General features: G+C 59.2%; 16 protein-coding genes and 1 pseudogene. 2 read left to right on the top strand and 15 right to left on the bottom strand.

Translation table 11 applies throughout. From position 1 onward, the window contains the following. Positions 1 to 151: pseudogene (locus AC1DT6_RS35385) on the top strand (IS630-like element ISCARN39 family transposase); the annotation flags it as partial. On the opposite strand, the gene AC1DT6_RS35380 reads toward AC1DT6_RS35385, so the two are convergent. The 13 genes from AC1DT6_RS35380 to AC1DT6_RS35320 form a co-directional block, all read right to left on the bottom strand. Further along, positions 114 to 569, bottom strand: coding sequence for a glycerate kinase (locus AC1DT6_RS35380; RefSeq protein WP_441632350.1), 456 nt, complete (start codon positions 567 to 569; stop codon positions 114 to 116). The pseudogene AC1DT6_RS35385 and the gene AC1DT6_RS35380 sit on opposite strands and share 38 nt — an antisense overlap. Further along, the gene (pyk, locus tag AC1DT6_RS35375) at positions 566 to 2,050 is read right to left on the bottom strand and encodes a pyruvate kinase (protein ID WP_441632349.1); all 1,485 of its coding nucleotides are present in this window, start codon (positions 2,048 to 2,050) and stop codon (positions 566 to 568) included. Before pyk ends, AC1DT6_RS35380 begins: the two co-directional genes overlap by 4 nt. A 29-nt stretch (positions 2,051 to 2,079) precedes the next feature. Next, entirely contained in the window at positions 2,080 to 3,033 is a 954-nt protein-coding gene (locus AC1DT6_RS35370) for a D-2-hydroxyacid dehydrogenase (protein ID WP_441632347.1), read from the bottom strand. Between the two features lie 215 nt (positions 3,034 to 3,248). After that, positions 3,249 to 4,217, bottom strand: a complete 969-nt coding sequence (locus tag AC1DT6_RS35365) for a Bug family tripartite tricarboxylate transporter substrate binding protein (RefSeq protein WP_441632345.1) — start codon at positions 4,215 to 4,217, stop codon at positions 3,249 to 3,251. A 63-nt stretch (positions 4,218 to 4,280) separates the two neighbouring features. Next, entirely contained in the window at positions 4,281 to 5,189 is a 909-nt protein-coding gene (locus AC1DT6_RS35360) for an HpcH/HpaI aldolase/citrate lyase family protein (RefSeq protein WP_441632343.1), read from the bottom strand. Further along, positions 5,186 to 6,370, bottom strand: coding sequence for a CaiB/BaiF CoA transferase family protein (locus AC1DT6_RS35355; RefSeq protein ID WP_477102897.1), 1,185 nt, complete (start codon positions 6,368 to 6,370; stop codon positions 5,186 to 5,188). Before AC1DT6_RS35355 ends, AC1DT6_RS35360 begins: the two co-directional genes overlap by 4 nt. A 100-nt stretch (positions 6,371 to 6,470) precedes the next feature. Continuing rightward, positions 6,471 to 7,415 carry a LysR family transcriptional regulator gene (locus AC1DT6_RS35350; RefSeq protein WP_441632339.1) on the bottom strand — a complete coding sequence of 315 codons (945 nt, stop codon included), beginning with the start codon at positions 7,413 to 7,415 and terminating at the stop codon, positions 6,471 to 6,473. A 293-nt stretch (positions 7,416 to 7,708) separates the two neighbouring features. Next, complete coding sequence (locus AC1DT6_RS35345) at positions 7,709 to 9,247, bottom strand: carboxylesterase/lipase family protein (RefSeq protein ID WP_441632337.1); 1,539 nt, start codon at positions 9,245 to 9,247, stop codon at positions 7,709 to 7,711. Positions 9,248 to 9,269: 22 nt separating this feature from the next. Then, complete coding sequence (locus AC1DT6_RS35340) at positions 9,270 to 10,238, bottom strand: Bug family tripartite tricarboxylate transporter substrate binding protein (RefSeq protein WP_477115348.1); 969 nt, start codon at positions 10,236 to 10,238, stop codon at positions 9,270 to 9,272. 65 nt (positions 10,239 to 10,303) lie between these two features. Further along, on the bottom strand, positions 10,304 to 11,644 hold the full coding sequence (locus AC1DT6_RS35335) for an NAD(P)H-dependent oxidoreductase (RefSeq protein ID WP_441632334.1): 1,341 nt from the start codon (positions 11,642 to 11,644) through the stop codon (positions 10,304 to 10,306). 31 nt (positions 11,645 to 11,675) lie between these two features. Further along, on the bottom strand, positions 11,676 to 13,370 hold the full coding sequence (locus AC1DT6_RS35330; RefSeq protein ID WP_441632333.1) for an IlvD/Edd family dehydratase: 1,695 nt from the start codon (positions 13,368 to 13,370) through the stop codon (positions 11,676 to 11,678). Next, positions 13,363 to 14,298 carry an NAD(P)-dependent oxidoreductase gene (locus tag AC1DT6_RS35325; protein WP_477102896.1) on the bottom strand — a complete coding sequence of 312 codons (936 nt, stop codon included), beginning with the start codon at positions 14,296 to 14,298 and terminating at the stop codon, positions 13,363 to 13,365. The genes AC1DT6_RS35330 and AC1DT6_RS35325 overlap by 8 nt, the downstream gene beginning before the upstream one ends. Beyond that, positions 14,295 to 14,678, bottom strand: coding sequence for a VOC family protein (locus tag AC1DT6_RS35320; protein WP_441632329.1), 384 nt, complete (start codon positions 14,676 to 14,678; stop codon positions 14,295 to 14,297). The genes AC1DT6_RS35325 and AC1DT6_RS35320 overlap by 4 nt, the downstream gene beginning before the upstream one ends. A 136-nt stretch (positions 14,679 to 14,814) precedes the next feature. Between AC1DT6_RS35320 and AC1DT6_RS35315 the strand changes: the two genes are divergently transcribed. Further along, complete coding sequence (locus AC1DT6_RS35315; protein WP_441632327.1) at positions 14,815 to 15,729, top strand: LysR family transcriptional regulator; 915 nt, start codon at positions 14,815 to 14,817, stop codon at positions 15,727 to 15,729. Positions 15,730 to 16,123: 394 nt separating this feature from the next. Here AC1DT6_RS35315 and AC1DT6_RS35310 read toward each other — a convergent pair whose 3' ends face one another. Both AC1DT6_RS35310 and AC1DT6_RS35305 read right to left on the bottom strand, forming a co-directional pair. Further along, on the bottom strand, positions 16,124 to 16,798 hold the full coding sequence (locus AC1DT6_RS35310; protein ID WP_477102895.1) for an RraA family protein: 675 nt from the start codon (positions 16,796 to 16,798) through the stop codon (positions 16,124 to 16,126). Positions 16,799 to 16,909: 111 nt separating this feature from the next. Further along, complete coding sequence (locus tag AC1DT6_RS35305) at positions 16,910 to 17,842, bottom strand: LysR family transcriptional regulator (RefSeq protein WP_441632323.1); 933 nt, start codon at positions 17,840 to 17,842, stop codon at positions 16,910 to 16,912. Between the last annotated feature and the right edge of the window lie 27 nt (positions 17,843 to 17,869).

The raw sequence follows: 17,869 nt of genomic DNA, 5'->3' as shown, positions 1-17,869 counted from the left end.
TCTCTGGGCCTGGCTCAAGCGCCATGCCCTGGCCAACTTCTGCCCACACTCGCTCACCGAACTCAAAACGACCGCCCGCAATCGGCTGCGCAGCGCACAACAACGCGCCAACATCATTGCCGCGTGCTGGAAGCAGGCCGAGTTGTGGTGATGTCATCATTTATACAAGGATCAATAACCCCCCGCGCTGCAATCAATCGCAAGGCTTGCCCRACACCCCGCGTTGTCCGCCTGGCTGGCTTGGCTATGGCATCAGGAAGGCCGACCACTGCTGCCACGTCAAGGATGGCGATGCTCCCATACTCATTGCTGTGACCAAGAAAATAGCGTACAGGCTTCTCCGCATCATTGGCATCGCTAACACATACCTCCTCCCACATGCCAGGCAGGGTTGCCGCCAGAACCTCCGCCGTTCCCTCGCCGCCGTCGGCTATCGGCGCCAGCACGACTTCAGCCTCCGGAACGGCCCTCAGAATCCCCGTACGAATCCGTTCGGCTACATCCGAGGCACCCAGGCTACCCTTGAACGAATCGGGGGCAACCAGGACGCGAAATGCTGCCTTGTTCATGCGGGAACTCCCTCACGAGCAGCCGATTCTGGGGAGGCCGTCCCTGCATTAAGCGCCGAATTCTGGGCCATTGCGATGCGGGCGACATGCACCAAGTTTGTCGAACCGTGCTTGCCGAACGGCATGCCCGCAACAATGACTATTTCTTCACCATCAACGGCGAAGCCTTCAGTCAATGCTGCGTTGCTGGCCACAGCAACCATCTCATCGACATCCTTTACGTCAGGTACCACCGAAGCATGGACGCCCCAGGTGAGGCACATCCGACGTGCGACCTCGAGGGAYGGTGTTACACCGACAATCGGAGTTTGCGGCCGCACACGGGCAGCTCGCAACGTCGTGGCACCGGAAGATGTGTAGGCAATCGTGGTCTTTGCGCCGACCGTCCGAGTAATGTCACGAAGAGCACCGCATACGGCATCCTGTCGATTGGACAGCGCAGCGACCTGCTGAGCATCAATCAGGTTGCGATAAAGCGGGTCGGCTTCGACCTCTCGGATAATTCGGTCCATCATCTGGACTGCTTCCCGGGGGTACCGACCAGACGCAGACTCTGCCGAGAGCATCACGGCATCCACGCCGTCGTAAATCGCGCTTGCGACATCAGAAGCTTCCGCTCGCGTGGGCACAGGCGCCGAAATCATGGATTCCAGCATCTGCGTCGCGACAATCACGGGGCGCCCCAACTGCCGGCATACTCGTGAGATTCGCTTCTGTACAGCGGGTACACGTTCGGGCGGCAGCTCAACGCCAAGGTCGCCACGAGCTACCATCACTGCGTCGGCATGCAGTGCAATTTTTTCGAGATGCTCGATTGCCGCCGGCTTCTCCAGCTTCGCAACGACTGTTGCCCTGCCCGCGATTCGTTCCTTTGCCGCCGTAACATCCTCCGCAGTCTGCACGAAGCTGAGCGCAACCCAGTCGGCACCGAGTGCCAGTGCAAATTCCACGTCGGCAATATCCTTATCCGTCAAAGCCGGGATGGGGATGACGGCATCGGGGACATTCACACCCTTGCGCGAAGAGAGGACGCCGCCGGTGATGACCGTGGTCACCAATTTCTCCGATTCAACGGTCTCCACGCGGAGCTGCAGCTTTCCGTCGTCAATCAACAGCGTCTTTCCGGGCTCTGCGCAGTCGAACAGCTCCTGGTGAGGCAAACACACGCGCGTGGCATCACCAGGCTCCAGCGAGCGGTCGAGGACAAATTCCGCACCTTCGACCAGGGTGCTTGGTTCGCGCATCATCCCGATTCGCAGCTTGGGCCCCTGCAAGTCGGCCAGTACCGCGATTGGCCGCCCAGTTTCCTTCTCAACCTGACGTACAAAACCGTAGTTCTGCTGATGAGTCTCATGAGACCCATGACTGAAGTTGAATCGAAAGACATCTGCTCCGGCGACGAACAGCGCACGGATAGCCTCGAGGGATGACGTCGCCGGCCCCAGCGTCGCGACAATCTTTGCTTTGCGGTAGCGTCTCATGGGCTTTGCCTCCTGTGGCAGCTTGTGGGTCAAACCACTACGTTGCAAGGGCTTCCCTGAACGAACGCGGCAATATTGTCGAAGAGCTGGTCGGTCAATCCTTGCACCGCCTCGTCGCTGGCCCACGCGACGTGTGGGGTGAGGATAAAGTTGGGCTCGTCCTTCAACTGTTGGAAGGGGTGGTCTTCGCTCGGGGGCTCCTGGGTGGCGACATCGAAACCCGCACCAGCAACCTTCCCGCTCTTCACGGCGTCTACAAGCGCGGACTCGTTCACCAAGCCACCGCGTGCCGTATTGATGAGCAGCGGACGCTTCTCCATCATGTCAAATTCCGCGGCATCGATGAGATTGCGGGTCTGAGGAGTCAGAGGGCAGTGCAAAGTGATGATGTCGCTTCGGCGGAGGACTTCTTCAAACGGTGTGTACAGTGGCCCCATATCACTGCGGCCTTTGTACGTGGAGATAAGCGGTTGCATGCCCAGCGCTCGTGCAAGTGCAGCAACCGATTGTCCGAGAACGCCATCGCCGATGATGCCCAGTACCGAACCATGCAGGTCTTTGATGGGGTAGTCGAAGAAGCAGAAGGTCCCGGCTTCCTGCCAGCGTCCATTCCGCACGGCATCGTGGTACGCCGTCAGGCTGCGACGCAGCAAAAAAATCAGGGCAAATGTGTGTTCCGGCACCGTATTGACGGCATAGTTCCGGATGTTGGAGACGACAATACCTCGCGCCGCGCACGCCTTGAGGTCGACGATATCGGTGCCGGTCGCTGCTACGGCGATGAGCTTGAGCTTGGTCGCCTGCTCCAGTTGCTGACCGCTGAGCTTCACCTTGTTGGTAATCACCACATCAGCGTCAGCGATACGGCCCGCCACATCCTCGTCGGCCGTCTCATTGTGGAGAACAAGCTCGTGAGAAAACGGGAGTGTCTTGAGCGTCGTCTGAGGGGAGATGGTCGAACGGTCCAGGAAGACAATCTTCATCGGAATAGTGCCGGGGTACGGTCTGAGGTGGATTTCGCGCGAGCGTGTTGCGACTCGCCAACCTGAATGAACTGCGGGCGGCATCGCCGCCCGGGTCGCTTCATTTACATGATGAGGGGAAGGCCGAGATAGGAGAACCGCGGTTTTGTTGACCTTCCTTTCCCAAATGGAAAGGGTTATGCGGCCATACCTTCCTTAGCTTCGGTGACTTCCGCTCAGTCGACCGTGGCGCCAGATGCATTGACAATCTTGGCCCACTTGTCCATGTCCGTCTTCAGCATCGCGGAGAGTTGCTGCGGTGTGGCCCTCGGCAAGTCGGCGCCCTGAGCCTTCAGCTTTTCCTGGACCGATTTGTCGTCAAGAACCTTGTCCACCGCATTCGTCAACTTTGCAACGACGTCTTTGGGCGTGCCGTGTACCGCATAGAGAGCGACCCAAAGGTCTCCGTTATAGTTCGGGACAGTCTCGGCAATAGCGGGGATATCTGGTGCAGCGCTGGAACGCTTGGCTGAGCTGACGCCAAGAGCCTTCAACTTGCCCGCCTTGATATGGGAGATGACCGAAGGAAGGCTAGCATAGGCTAGCGGAATCTGATTGCCCAACAGGTCATTGAGCGCCGGGCCCACGCCCTTATACGGCACATGCTCGAGGGAAATGCCGGCCATGTTGTTCAGCATTTCGCCCAAGAGATGATTGAGGGAGCCATTGCCGGCGGAGCCGAACCGGTACTCGTTCGGTTTCTTCTTCGCCAACGCGATGAGTTCCTTCATGTTGTTTGCGGGAAACGCCGGGTTGGCCACCAGAACGTTCGGCACGCTGGCCACGAGCGCGACGGGCTCAAAGTCCTTCACTGGGTCGAACGGAATCTTCTTGTACAGCGCAGGGTTGATTGCCTGGGTACTACTGATGGTCAGCAGAACCGTGTAGCCGTCCGGATTGCTCCGGGCAGCGTACTGGCTTCCGATGTTTCCGCCGGCGCCAGGTTTGTTGTCAACGATGAACTGCTGACCTGTGGACTGGGAAAGTGCGGCGCCGATAATTCGGCCGACGATATCGTTCGTACCGCCGGGCGCCTGCGGTACCACAATGGTTACTGGCTTCGAAGGGTAGTTGTCCGTGGCGGCGTTCGCGAGCGATGCGCCGAAGAGAACGCAGGCAAGCGCCATGCGAACCGGTCGATTCATTTTTGTCTCCTGGGGTATTGCCGGCCCTCTAACGTGGCCGGCATTTCAGTAAATGGGCCCCGCCTATGCGATAGCGCGGTCGCGGACTTCTACCACCTTCTTTGCCATCCGGATGTTCGCGTAGTCCACCAGCTTGCCATCGAGCTGAACGGCACCGCGCCCTTCCAGTTCCGCCTCCGCAAGAGCGGCAACAATCCGCTGCGCGGCAACGTACTCCTCCTCCGAGGGGGTGAAAGCGCGATTGGTGAAAGCCAACTGCAAAGGATGGATGACCTGCTTGCCGTCATATCCCATGGCTGCTGCCTTCAACGCACTGGATTCACTAAGCGTTGCGTCGCGGAAGGCACCACAGGGCCCGTCAATGGCTCGCAACCCGAAGGCGCTTGCGGCAACCAGGATGCGCATCATCGGGTAGGCCCACATGTCGAGGGCAGTGTCCGCGTAGCCGGATTCCGCGCGGGAGGTCATCAGGTACTGCGGATGCGACAGACCGATTTCCACCCCTTTGGCCCCAATCGAGGCGCCAAAATCGCCTACCCCGAAATGCAGCGCCTCGAGGCTTCCTCCGGCGGCAGCGATTTGCTCGCAAAACACCAAGCCCTTGGCCGTCTCAATCATCGCCTCAATGGCGACACTCGTACCGTCCACCTGGTGCTGAATGGCGACGACTTCCTGGGCCGACTCCACCTTGGGCAGCAGCACGCCATTCAGCCTAGTTGCGAACCTCACCAGCGTGTCGATTTCATTCCGCTGGCGGGGCCCAGTGCCGTTCACCCGGACTACGACGACCTTGTCGCCCCAATCAAGTTCGTTGATAGCACGTACCGCAGCTCCGAGGGCCGCGGCCTTCATCGTCTCAGGCACGGCGTCTTCCAAGTCCAGAAATACGGCGTCAGCGTCGGAGCGCGCGGCAGACGTCACCAGCTTTTCCTGGTGGGCTGGCACGGCAAGATAAGTTCGTGTAATCCTCATTTGACACTCCCTGCGGCAGACGCCAAAGCCAGAGCCGCCCCATCCAATCCGAGTTCGGCAAGGACCTGGTTTGTGTGCTCGCCGACCGCTGGCACAGCACCGAGGACCGGCTCGATTCCGTCAATGATGAGAGGCGGCTTGAACACCTGAAGCCGTCCAACCGGGCTATCGACAGTTCGGATTCGGTCACGTTCGTGCAATTGCGGATGCTGCAGGAACTCCGCGACATCATTCAGGCGGGCATTCGCAATGGATGCCATCTCGAGCTTCACGGCGACCTCATCGCTCGACCACTTCGCAAACCGTTCCGTAATCACCGCCTCCAACTCGGCATGATTCGCCAGTCGATGCGGGTTCGTACTGAAGCGCGGGTCAACTGCGATAGAAGCGTCCTCCAGCACCCGAGTGCAGAACGCTTGCCATTCACGTTCGTTTTGGATGCCAAAGAACACTGCCTTGCCGTCTCCGGCCTTGAAGGGACCATATGGAGCGATAGTGGCATGCCGCGCACCAGCACGAGTAAGGGGCGTTCCGCTGTCGCGCGTGTAGTAGGCGGGATAGCTCATCCACTCGGTCATGCTGTCGAACAGTGAGACCTCAAACGCCGTACCCTGGCCTGTACGCTCACGACGGTACAGAGCCATCAGGATGCCATTCAGCGCGTACATGCCTGTGGCGATATCAACAATTGACAGACCGCACTTTGCCTGCGCGTCCGGGGTGCCATTGATGGAGAGGAAACCGGTCTCGCACTGAACCAACAGGTCGTACGCCTTCTTCGAGCGGTACGGGCCAGTCGAACCATATCCGGAGATATCACAAGCAATCAGGGACGGATGGCGGGCGACCAGGCTTTTGGCATCCAGGCCGAGTTTCTTGGCAGCCCCGGGGGCGAGGTTCTGCAGGAATACGTCCGCATTCTCAAGAAGCGCATCAAGCGCACGACGACCTTCCTCGGTCTTGAAGTCGAGCGCGACGCTTTCCTTTGTGCGATTCGTCCAGACAAACTGGCTGGACATGCCCTGCATGACCTTGTCATAGCCGCGAGCGAAGTCGCCTACTTCGGGACGCTCGACTTTGATAACACGAGCACCCCAATCCGCCAAGTGACGCGTTGCCATGGGAGCCGCGATTGCCTGCTCGAGCGATACTACTGTGATTCCATCCAACGGAAGAGTCATGGGGCACCAGCCATCTTGTTGCTTGAGTGGCTAGTGTCGAAAAAACTCGGAGAACCGTAAATAATTGGATTTCGATGGCGGCCGTTCCAGATTTTGATGGCTAGCCCGGCGTGGACTTCTCGGCTGACAGATGCTCAACGAATTGCTGCGCCGCTCGCGGAAGTGCTGCGTAATCGCGATAACCGATTCTCATTTCCAGCCCGGCCCAGTCATCCAGCAGGGGAACTATACAAAGCTCGCCCCTATTGTGCTTTGCAGCAACCGTGACGTCGGTCATGATGCCGATGCCGACCCCCGCCGACACCATGGTTCTCATGGCGTCAAAGCTTGTCACTTGGAGTCGAGTTCGAATTGTTCGCTGGAGTGCTTCAGCCGCCTGAAGGGATAGTCTGTGAATCATGCTGCCCTCATGGAAGGCAACATGAGCGAAGTCCAGGGTCTCCGCGAACTGCACGCTTGGCTTGTCGGCAAGGGCATGCCCCTTCGGAACGACAGCCACAAGGCGAGCCGAGCGATACGCTGCTGTCTCGAGTCCGGCATGAGGTGTCTCAGCCCAGAAGAGGCCGACATCGGCCAAGCCGTCCTTCAGCGACCGCACGATGTACGGACTGCTCCACTCCTCCAGACGTACCTCAACCTGGGGATAGCGATTGAGGAAAGCGGGAAGGTCCTGGTCCAAGAAGCCGACTATCGACGTACTATTCGCGTAAACCCGAACATCCCCTTTCGTACCCTCGCTGTATTGGCTCATGTCGGCACGCAGGCGCTGAAGCAAGTCGACGATGCCCTTCGCATACTCGACGAGCTCAAGGCCTGCCGCTGTCGGGCGAACGCCGCCGCTGTGCCGGTCGAGGAGCCGCGCTGACAGCGCGTCTTCGAGGTCGCTAATCCGCTTGCTGACAGCCGAAGCGGCCATGAAATGCCGCTCTGCGGCGCGCGCCAGACTTTGCTCCTCAACAACCGTGAGAAAGATGGTCAGGGTGATGGGGTCTATCCGCACAGTCTTGTAGCCAATGGGGAGATACGAATCGATAGAAGCAAGCATAACCGAATCGGAAACCTAGCCCGACCAACCTTACTGAAGAGCGAAGTCTTGTTCCGATTGACGCGGCATGCTGCACGCGTGTGCAGCCACCCCTCTTCTTTCTTGGGGGTAATGTCGTCGTAGGATGGTGAAAGGAAAGGCGTGTGGCGAAAATTGACCGTTCGTCAACACGCCTTTCCGAAAAAGAAATCCGGACGCGTAGAGTCCTGTCTCCGCCGTCCGCGCTGGTCTAGTGCTGGCGCACTCCAGTCTGCAAAAAAGTTTCTTTGAACCCGACGCAGGCTATCAGGTGACTATTGACCTCGGCCGCTAGCGTAATAGTCGCGCACAAGGTCCAACCTCCCACTCTTGAATCCGCTTTCGGCATGTACCGAGTCCGCGAAGTCCAAATACGCCTCATGTGGGAGCTTAAAGGGTGGCCATGCCACGTGCTCGGGACTTCCGGGTACCCCGGTCTTTGCAAAGCTCACCCATGCATCCGCCATTGCAACTGCGACCTTCGAGTCGGTGTTGGTGAATGGAGGCTTCTTTCCGCGATGCGACGCGGAGAGATTGTCGAAAGCGTACTGAAGCTCATCACCATGCACCGGCGCTGCCTTGCTGTCGTTCCTGTGCCGTGAGAACAAGTATCGGTAAGCGGGAAGTCCTGCTTTCGCATACGCGCGAAGGAGTTCGCGCGTGCCGAAGTTGAACTGCGTATCGCTGTACATATCGGCGGTGGCTTTGTAAATTTGACCTTCAGACTCCACGCCATACTCAGCCCTGGCTCGCGACTCAAATCCACGGAAATTCTGGTCCAAAAACGAAAAGTAGCGTTCGACGGTCGGCTGCAAGAAGCTCTTCGCTGCTTTGCCGCCCTCGTCCGCGTTACTACCAACCAAAATCGGGATGTTGGGCAACGCTCCAGAGCCGATTGCCTGATAGTCAGGCCGGGCAACGATATCCCCGTCCTGTACGAGGCTAATCATCGCAGGCGCTGTCATCCTGCCATCGGACTTCGGCCCCTTCTTCTGCAGCTCGACTAGGTCTTTGCCAGAGAGTTTGCGCAGCGATTTGAGGTCACCATATCTCGCACCGAATTCCTGTGCCTCTGCCTGCGTAGCCTGCGGCCGCATCACGCCAACGCTTTGCATGATGGCCTGCTGGAAGAGTCCTTTCGACTTCGGGGACAGCAGCAGTGTGCTGATGGAATGTGCACCAGCAGATTGACCAAAGACGGTCACCTTCGCCGGGTCCCCTCCAAACGCTGCAATGTTTCGCTGGACCCAACGAAGCGCAGCCATTTGGTCCATCAGACCGTAGTTTCCGGAAGTGTGCGTCGGCGACTCTGCGGCAAGGCCAGGATGCGCCAGGAATCCCAACAAGCCAAGACGGTAGTTGATGGTGACAACCACGACACCCCTACGGGCAAGTGCTTCGCCATCGTAGGTCGGATGCGAACCCGAGCCGTATCGAAAGCCACCACCATGAATCCAGACCATGACAGGGAGCTTATCACTAGCAACCTTTGCCGGAGTCCATATATTCAGACGGAGGCAATCCTCACTCATTCCATTGCCACGCAGTTCGGGATACTCCGCAGGCTGCGGGCAATCGGGACCGAAACGACTTCCATCCAACACCCCCTCCCACGGTTGGGCTGGTTGAGGGGGTTGCCACCGCAATTTACCTTCCGGCGCCGCCGCATATGGAATGCCGCGATAGTTCTTCACGCCTTCTCCGATGCCGGAGACCGCTCCTGCCTCGGTCTTCACGACCTCAGCCGCTGATGCCGCCGAAGTGAAGACTGCGAGTGCTCCCGCTGCCGCTGCTACCAGGTGCGCCGCCTTCATTGCTGCCTCCTCAGAATTTTTCTTATTCAGCCGTGATGTTTCCGTCCTTGATTACCTTCGCCCAGGTAGCGAGTTCCTGAGACACAAACTTGTCGAGCGTAGGAGGGTCCATGTAGGCAGCGAACCCACCCTGCTCTTCAATCTTCCGCCGATAGTCCGGGCTGTCGACAATCTTCTTAATCGACGCGGACAGCCTGTTCACGATGTCGGGCGGCGTTCCCGTCGGGGCAAAGACGGCAAACCAGGATTCGACTTGGTAGCTTGGCAATCCCGCTTCGGCAGAAGTCGGAACGTCTGGCATCGACGGATGGCGCTTCGGTCCGGTGTAGGCCAGAGCCTTGATTTTTCCTGCTTTCACCTGGCCAATCACCGACGGAGGTGTCGTCACGAAAATATCGACCTGGCCGCCAATGAGGTCGCTAACAACGGGACCTGCACCCTTATAGGGAACGTGCGTGACCGGCACTTGCGCTTGCTTGCCGAACACGACGCCGGCGATGTGCTGGATAGAACCGTTGCCCGACGATGCGTAGAACAGGCCTCGATTGTCTTTTTTGCCGAACGCAATCAGGTCCTTGAGGTTCTGAGCCGGAATCTTCCCGCTTACCGCTACCACATGGGGGGCGCGCATCACGAGCGCCACGGATACGAAATCTTTAGGCTTCCAGCGTGCCTGGGGAAATAGCACCGGGTTTCCGACGTGATATCCCGAGTACTGCATGAGGAGCGTATAGCCATCCGGCTTGGCTCGAGCTACCGCTTCCGTGCCGATGTTGCCGCTTGCACCGGGACGGTTCTCGATGACGATGGGTTGTCCCAAATCCTTGGCAAGCTGCTCGCCAATAAGTCGCGCAACGATGTCTGTTGACCCGGCGGGCGCGCTCGGGACAATCATCGTGATGGGCTTGCTCGGATAGGCGTCGGCGGCGAATGCCGGCAATACCGTGGTGAGCAAGAGCGCCGTCACGGAGGCTTTCACGCTCCAGTTCATCTTCTGTCTCCCTTTTGGTTATTGCCGGGACGGGGGTGCCGTCCCGGTTCTTTTGTTGGTTTCCTTTACTTCTGGAACAGTGCTTCCATTTCCTTGCGGACGCGGTAGGCCGGCTGCTCAGCGTCGATGACTACGTCTTCCCACGTCAGGGACTGGTCTTTCTTGACGTCGCGACGCAGCTTCATGTGATGGGCCAGGCCAAGCGGCAGGCTGCCAAGGCGCAGCGACTCCTGAGCAGGGAACAACTTGCCGAACACCGTGTAGCCGCCCTCGCCGTCCAGCATCTCACCAGCCTTCAGGTCGCGCTTCGCAGTGGCAACCACGTCCGCATTGAAATGCTGGCCAACGCCGGTCGGCTCGCGACGCAGCCCGACGCTCGCCACGGAGATGCCAAGCTCCAGGCCGATGAGGTGCCATTTCTTGTACTGCACCATGCAGCGGCCATCGGGGTCGGTGAAGACCTGGTATTCCTTGAAACAGCGCTGGATGTAGTCCGTCGGTGCTTCGACGCAGACCCACACACCCTTGCGGATGTCATAGCCGACAGAGCTTCCGTCGGGATTCAGCGACGACACCACGTCCACCACGCCCTTGGCCGACAGCACGCCACCATCGGACTTGAGGCGCATGACGGTCGGAATCTTTTCGACAGACGCTGGTGCGAAGGTGATACCTTCGGCTTGCACCTGGAGGCCAGTGGCATTCGCGATGGCGGTGCTTTCGATGGCCGGCTTGGAGCCGTCAAGGAAGGCATTAAACATCTTCGGGTTCATCCCGCCGATTCGCGCCTGTTCGGCCGTCACGCCCCAGTGGTCCCAGACCGTATCAGGTGTGGATTCTCGGAACTGCGGCAGCCACTTGTGACCGCGACCAGCCGCGATGATGGGGAAGCCACAGGTACGCGCCCAGTCGACCAGTTCGCAAGCCAAGCCCGGCTGGTCGCCGTAGGCCAGTGAATACACCACGCCTGCCTCGCGGGCACGATGCGCGAGCAGCGGGCCGCAGAACGCATCGGCTTCGACCGTTACATTGATGACATGCTTGCCATGCTTGAAGGCCGCCAGACAGTGGTCGACAGCGGCRATCGGGTTGCCCGTGCATTCGATAATGATGTCAACGCCGGGATGTGCCACAAGCGCTTCCCAGTTATCGCCGACGTGCGTCGTGCCCTTGCTAACGGCGTCGTCGAGCGAGGCTGCGGTTGCGCGGCCGGATTCCCAACCCACACGTTCAAGGCTGGCATGCGCGTTTGCCGGATTTAGGTCAGCAATACCAACCATGTGAACGCCCGGCGTGCGGGGCACTTGCGCCAGGTACATCGAGCCGAATTTCCCTGCGCCAATGAGGCCAACGCGCACGGGTTTTCCCTGCTCGGCGCGAGCGAGCAACTGAGGATAAAAGTTCATGGTCAATCAAGTAAGGAGGTAACGAACGGTGTCAGCTGCGAGGCTGGGCGAGGAAGTCGAGGTCGCAGCCTTCAGGGGCTTGCGTCACTGTGCGCTGATAGAGTTCCTGATAGCCACCGCGCTTCTGGGGCAGCGGCTTGCGCTCCGTAAGACGGCGTTCGATTTCCTCAGGCTCGACCAGCAAATCGATGGTCTTCTGCGACACCGAGAGGCGAATCCGGTCGCCGTTACGCACTGCTTCCAGCGGTCCGCCCGCAGCGGCTTCTGGAGAGACGTGCAGCACGATGGTGCCGTAGGCAGTGCCGCTCATGCGAGCGTCCGAAATACGCACCATGTCCTTCACACCGGCCTTTGCAAGCTTCGAAGGAATAGGCAGATATCCAGCCTCAGGCATGCCAGCAGCTAGAGGGCCGGCGTTCTTCAGCACCAGAATGTCGTCCGAATTGACGTCCAGGTCTGGCGAATCGACACGGTTGGCCAGGTCTTCCAGGCTTTCGAAGACCACCGCGCGGCCTTCGGTCTCGAACAGCGAAGGCGTGGCGGCAGCGCGTTTGAAGATGGCACCGTCCGGTGCCAGGCTGCCGTGCAGGGCAATCAGTCCACCAACTTCGCTAACCGGCTTGTCGAACGCACGGATGACTTTGCGGTCCACCCAGCCAGCCGGTTCGTCCAGACGCTCGCGCAGCGTCCGGCCATCAATGGTCAGGCAGTCCAGGTTCAGTAACGGGCGCAGCTCGCGCAGCACCGCACCCATACCGCCTGCGGCATGAAAGTCCTCCATGTAGCCCTCTCCCACCGGCTTGAGGTCGACCAGCACCGGCGTCTCGTCCGAAATCTCGTTCAGCCGCTGCGGGCTAATGCGGATGCCGAGGCGGCCGGCAACGGCCGTGAGGTGGATGATGGCGTTGGTGGAGCCGCCCAGCGCCATCAGGACGCGGAAGGCGTTCTCGACCGACTGCTCGGTCATGATTTGCGAAGGCAGGATTGGCGAACGCGCCAGTCGCACTGCAGCCCTTCCGCTCTCTTCAGCGGCGACCAAACGTTGCGAGTCAACTGCAGGAATCGCCGCGGTACCTGGCAGCGACATGCCGAGTGCTTCCGCAATGCACGCCATCGTACTGGCGGTACCCATGACGGCACAGGTTCCGGCTGTGGTGGCCAGACGCGTTTCGACCATCTGGATTTCTTGCTGGTCAATCTCTCCGGCGCGGAACTTGCCCCAGAATCGACGGCAATCCGTGCATGCGCCCAGCCGCTCACCCTTGTGGCGACCCGTGGACATCGGGCCAGTCACCAGTTGAATGGCCGGGCGATTGGCAGAAGCGGCGCCCATCAGCTGAGCCGGGACAGTCTTGTCGCAGCCGCCAATCAGCACGACGGCGTCCATCGGCTGGGCCCGCACCATTTCCTCGACGTCCATCGACATCAGATTGCGGTACACCATGCTGGTCGGGTTAAGGAACACCTCACCCAGCGACACCGTGGGGAACATGCGCGGCAAGCCGCCTGCAGCCAACACCCCGCGCGATACCGCTTCCACGAGTTGCGGCATGTAGCGGTGACAGTTGTTGAAATCACTCGGCGATGCCGCGATACCGATAACCGGCTTCGACAGCAGTTCCCCCGAGATGCCCATCGAATGCGCCATCGAGCGGCGCAGATAACGCGCGAAATCCCGGTCGCCGTAGTTTGTCAGGCCATTGTCAAGGCCAAGCGGTTCAGCCATTTTCTTTCTCCGTCTGGGGTGCTGCGGCGCTGAACTGCACGGCAAGCATGTCTTCAAAGAAGCGCGTCATCGCGCCCTTGTCGCTGGTGCCGTGGCCGGCCAACAGACTCATCTGATAGGTAGCGGTGGCTGCAGCGAGCACCGGCATGGGGATGCAGTGGCGCGCGCCAAGCTCGGCGGCACTAACCAGGTCCTTGTAAGCCGCCTTGAGCGGATAGCCGTCACTGAAGTGGCGTGCGAGGATGCGCGGCAGGAAGAACTCCGACGCGTAGCTGCGCCCCGTGCCGCTGTTGATGACCGACGCAATCTTTTCCGGGTCAAGTCCCATGCGTCGCGCCATGGGAAGAATCTCTGCAAGAGCTGCGCAGTTGATGTCGAAAAGCAGCTGATTCACGAGCTTCGTCAGCTGTCCGCTGCCGGCGTCACCCATATAGAGGATGTTGTTGCCCATCCGTTCGAACCATGGCCTCACTGTTTCGAACGTCTCTTCGGCGCCTCCGCACATGACAGTCAGCGTGCCGGCTTCCGCGCGCGATTGCATACCCGACACCGGCGCATCCAGGAAGGCGATTCCGGCAGCCGAAAGACGAGTATGGATGTCCATCGTGGCACCGTGCTCCATGGTGCTGGTATCGACGACGATAGAACCGGGGCGCAGCAGTGATGCCAGGCCGCCGTCGCCGAACAGCACGTCGAGTACTGCTGCAGTGCCCGGCAAACTCAGGAACACAATCCTGGCGTCGGCCAGGCCGGCCAAGGTGTCGGCCGTCGTAGCGCCTGCTGCCTGCAGTTCGGGATATGGGTCCTGTACTTTTGACGTGACACGCAGGTCCGTATCGGCGTGAATCAAGTTCAGCGCCATCGGCTTGCCCATCTGGCCAAGACCCACGAAGCCAATGATGGTGCGGCCGGATTTTTCCTGGGTCATGCGTCGGCCCTCTCGGAGATTTCAATCAGGTTCAGGTCGGGGTCGCGCAGGTAAATCGAACGCAGGCGGTAGTTCGCGCCGGTACGGGCGACCGGCCCTTCGATAATGCGGGCGCCCCGCGCATTCAGTTTCGCGATGACGTCATCCAGTGGAATCGACGCAATGAAGCACAAGTCCAGCGCGCCAGGGACCGGCAGGTGGGCCTTCGGTTCGAACTCCCTGCCCTTCTCATGGAGATTGATTTTCTGCTCGCCGAACTTGAATGCCTTTCGGCCTTCGCCAAATGTCTCAAGCGTCATCCCGAGGAGCCCGACGTAAAAGTCGACGCAGGCCTCCTCGTTGCTGGTGGTCAGGACAAGATGGTCCAAGTGATGAATCACAGATTGTCTCCTTCTTGCATTTTTGCGAATGACCTGACTGTATGCGGGCTGAAAGTGCGGGAGGAATTCCTAATTTCGCATGCGTCCTTCGCATTTTGCGAAGACATGGGTCGCAGTGACCTGCTAAGATTTGTCCATGTCACAAGACCTCATCAACCCCGCTCGTGTGGATTTCGTCACATTGCGTCTGTTTTGCGCGGTAGCGCAGACAGGCAGCATTACGAAGGGGGCGGAGCGATGCAATCTAGCGCTGTCGGCCGCAAGCCGGCGCATCTCGGACTTTGAAGCGGCCTCGAAGGCAATACTGTTGGAGAGGACAGTTCACGGGACTCGGCTGACTCCTGCTGGACACGTGGCGCTGCAACACGCGATGCGACTGTTCCAGGGGTTCGAGCTCTTCAGCAATGAGCTGAGCGAATACTCGAACGGCTCACGCGGCCATGTTAGGCTTTGGGCGAACATGTCCGCCCTGGTCGAGTTTCTTCCCTCTGCTCTGGAGCGCTTCCTGCACCTTTACCCTGACACACGAGTGGAGGTCGAGGAGCAGCTTAGTGGCGACATCGTGCGCGCGTTGGTGGAAGGGATGGCCGACGTGGGGATATTTGTCGAAGGTGCGCCGACCCACGGGCTAAACGTACTCCCCTATCGGACTGACCGATTGGTTGTCCTTTGCTCCAAGACCCATCCCCTAGGCAAAGTGGACGAAATCGACTTTCGAAGCTGTCTTTCTTATGACTTCGTGGGTCTGAATCGCGGAAGCTCACTGCTCAACACCATCTCGACCGCGGCGCATGACATCGGCTTCCCTTTGCGGCTGCGCGTTCAAGTTCGAAGCTTTGACGCCATGTCCGAAATGATAGCTTCGAATCTGGGGATTGGCGTACTCCCCCTCGGAGCATGCTTTCGAAAGCTCGAACCCCTGGGCTTGAAAGCTATACGGCTCGTGGACAGCTGGGCAGAGCGAAGGCTGCTCATTGCCACGAGCGCCTCCCGCGCTTTGTCAGGCTCAGCTGCACTTCTCGTCGAGCATCTAAGTAAGACGACCGATTGAACTGCTAACGGTCGGTAAAGCCACTCTGCTTCACGACGGCCGCTCAACACCAGCGCGCCGCTGCGTGCTTGACCCATTGCGTCATCCCGCCACCTCCGGCTGGCGCGAATTAACAAATGACTGAATTCCGTATGTCTCGCCGGCAGTTTATCGCGCTGCCGGTGGCCGCCGAACGCCTGGCTCTGCCTTCGATTCCCGTATTCGTGCAGAGTGATGAGCGCCAAGTTTCCCATCACCTTCGGCCACGAGCCAAGCTACATGTTGGTGACAGACTTGCGCATTGACGACCATATAGCGCGAGCCCCTAACCAGATTGAGCTGATGGCCTCAAGTTACTGCGAGAGGTTCCCGCTCGGGAGGCGAACTGAATCACCTCCCTTTCTTCAACGCTAAATTAGTACAGGCCGTGAGGCTCAAGCACCTTGCGAAGCCACTCCTGCTCCCTCACACCGCTTGCGATTTCTGCCATGATTTTCTGCTCGTTCTTCGCGGTTAGGGTGACTGCATCCAGCAAAGCGCCTGCCTGAGACACAGGGAATGTGACTACGCCATCCTCATCTCCAACAACGACGTCACCTGGAGAGACAATCTGGCCCCCAATCGACACCGGCGCGTTCATGGAACCCGGCCCCATCTTGTAGGGTCCTCGATGGCTGACGCCCCTCGCGTAACACGGGAAATCTGCCTCATAGAACGCAGCCGTGTCGCGGATGGCTCCATCCAGAACAAAGCCGGCGCAACCCCGTTCCGCCGCGTATTGCATGATGAGCTCGCCCACGAGCGCGTTCGTACAGTCGCCGCCGCCATCGACGACCAAAACGTGGCCGGGTTGCAACTCCATCAACGCCTTGTAAATCAACAGATTGTCACCCGGTCGAGCCTTGACCGTGATGGCCGTACCGACAAGCTTGCGGCTGCGGTTGTATCGCTTCAGCCCTGTTACGCCGGACAACCGCTGCAGGTTGTCGCTGATGTGCGGAGTGACCACGTTTCGGAAAGCCTCGATAACTTCGGCAGGCGCGAGGTCTGGAACGGGATTAATTACTAGGTTGGATGTTGCCACAGGCATCTCCTGGAAAGGTCGCGGTGATATGCGAACTCTCCGGCAACGCCTCACTTCTGTAAATTCCAAATACCGGATGGATTTGATACGCCAAACCTATGGTTAATCTAGTTGGCCCTATCCCGCCTGGCGTGGCTGAAGTGACTTCGACGAGGCCACTTTTCCACTCGAAAGGATGTCGATGGCGGCTTCAACTGCAGGGCTCTGCCTGCTCTTCGACCAGGCCATCGCGGTGGTGACGACATTGACGGCCTCCTTTAACGGACGAACAACCACGCTCTCGGGTGCGGCCTTCTTCATAGACGATGGCACGAGCGCAATACCTTGCCCACAGCCAACAAACGCCACCTGAGTAGCAACAGTTCGTACTTCGTGGAGTATCCGGGGCGAAAAGCCGGCAGCGCGGCAAGTTGCGATGATACTGTCGAAGTACGTCGGACTRACCGCGCGAGAAAAGATGACGAATGGCTCCTCAGCGAGGCTAGCGAGACGAACCCTGGGCATGTCCGCGAGCCTGTGGGTCTTCGGTAGAGCAACGGCTAGCCGGTCTTGTTTCAGTGGAATGGCGCCAATTGTTGCCCCCATGTCGCCTTCGAGTCGCGCGAAGGCCAAGTCGATGTCGCCCCTCTCCAACGCAGGTACCGCGTCGACGCTGTCAATCTCCCTAACCGAGACGGTCAACTGAGGAAATCTCTTCCCCAATTCATCAATCAAGCCGGGCAACGTATCGACCAGCGCCGACGAGATTGCGCCAATCGTTAGCACACCCGTGCTGCCGGTAATTGCCTCCTGCACTGCGAGTTCGAGTCGGTTCAGCTGCTCCACGAACTTGCGAACTGCCGGGAGAATTGCCACCCCAACTGGAGTCAGAGTCGCGCCCTTCCTGCCGCGCTCGAAGAGCTTCACTTTAAGCGCCTGTTCCAACACCTGAATCTGCTCCGTCAGCGGCGGCTGGGACATTCCAAGCCGCTTCGCGGCACGCCCGAAATTCCCTTCTTCAGCCACCGCGAGGAACAGATAGAGATGCCGAACAAGCCTGAAGTTAATCATGACGATTGATAGGTTTGGCGTATCGAA

This window comes from Cupriavidus sp. 01L45, assembly GCF_056399885.1.
This window is presented reverse-complemented; position numbering and strand designations above follow the sequence as displayed.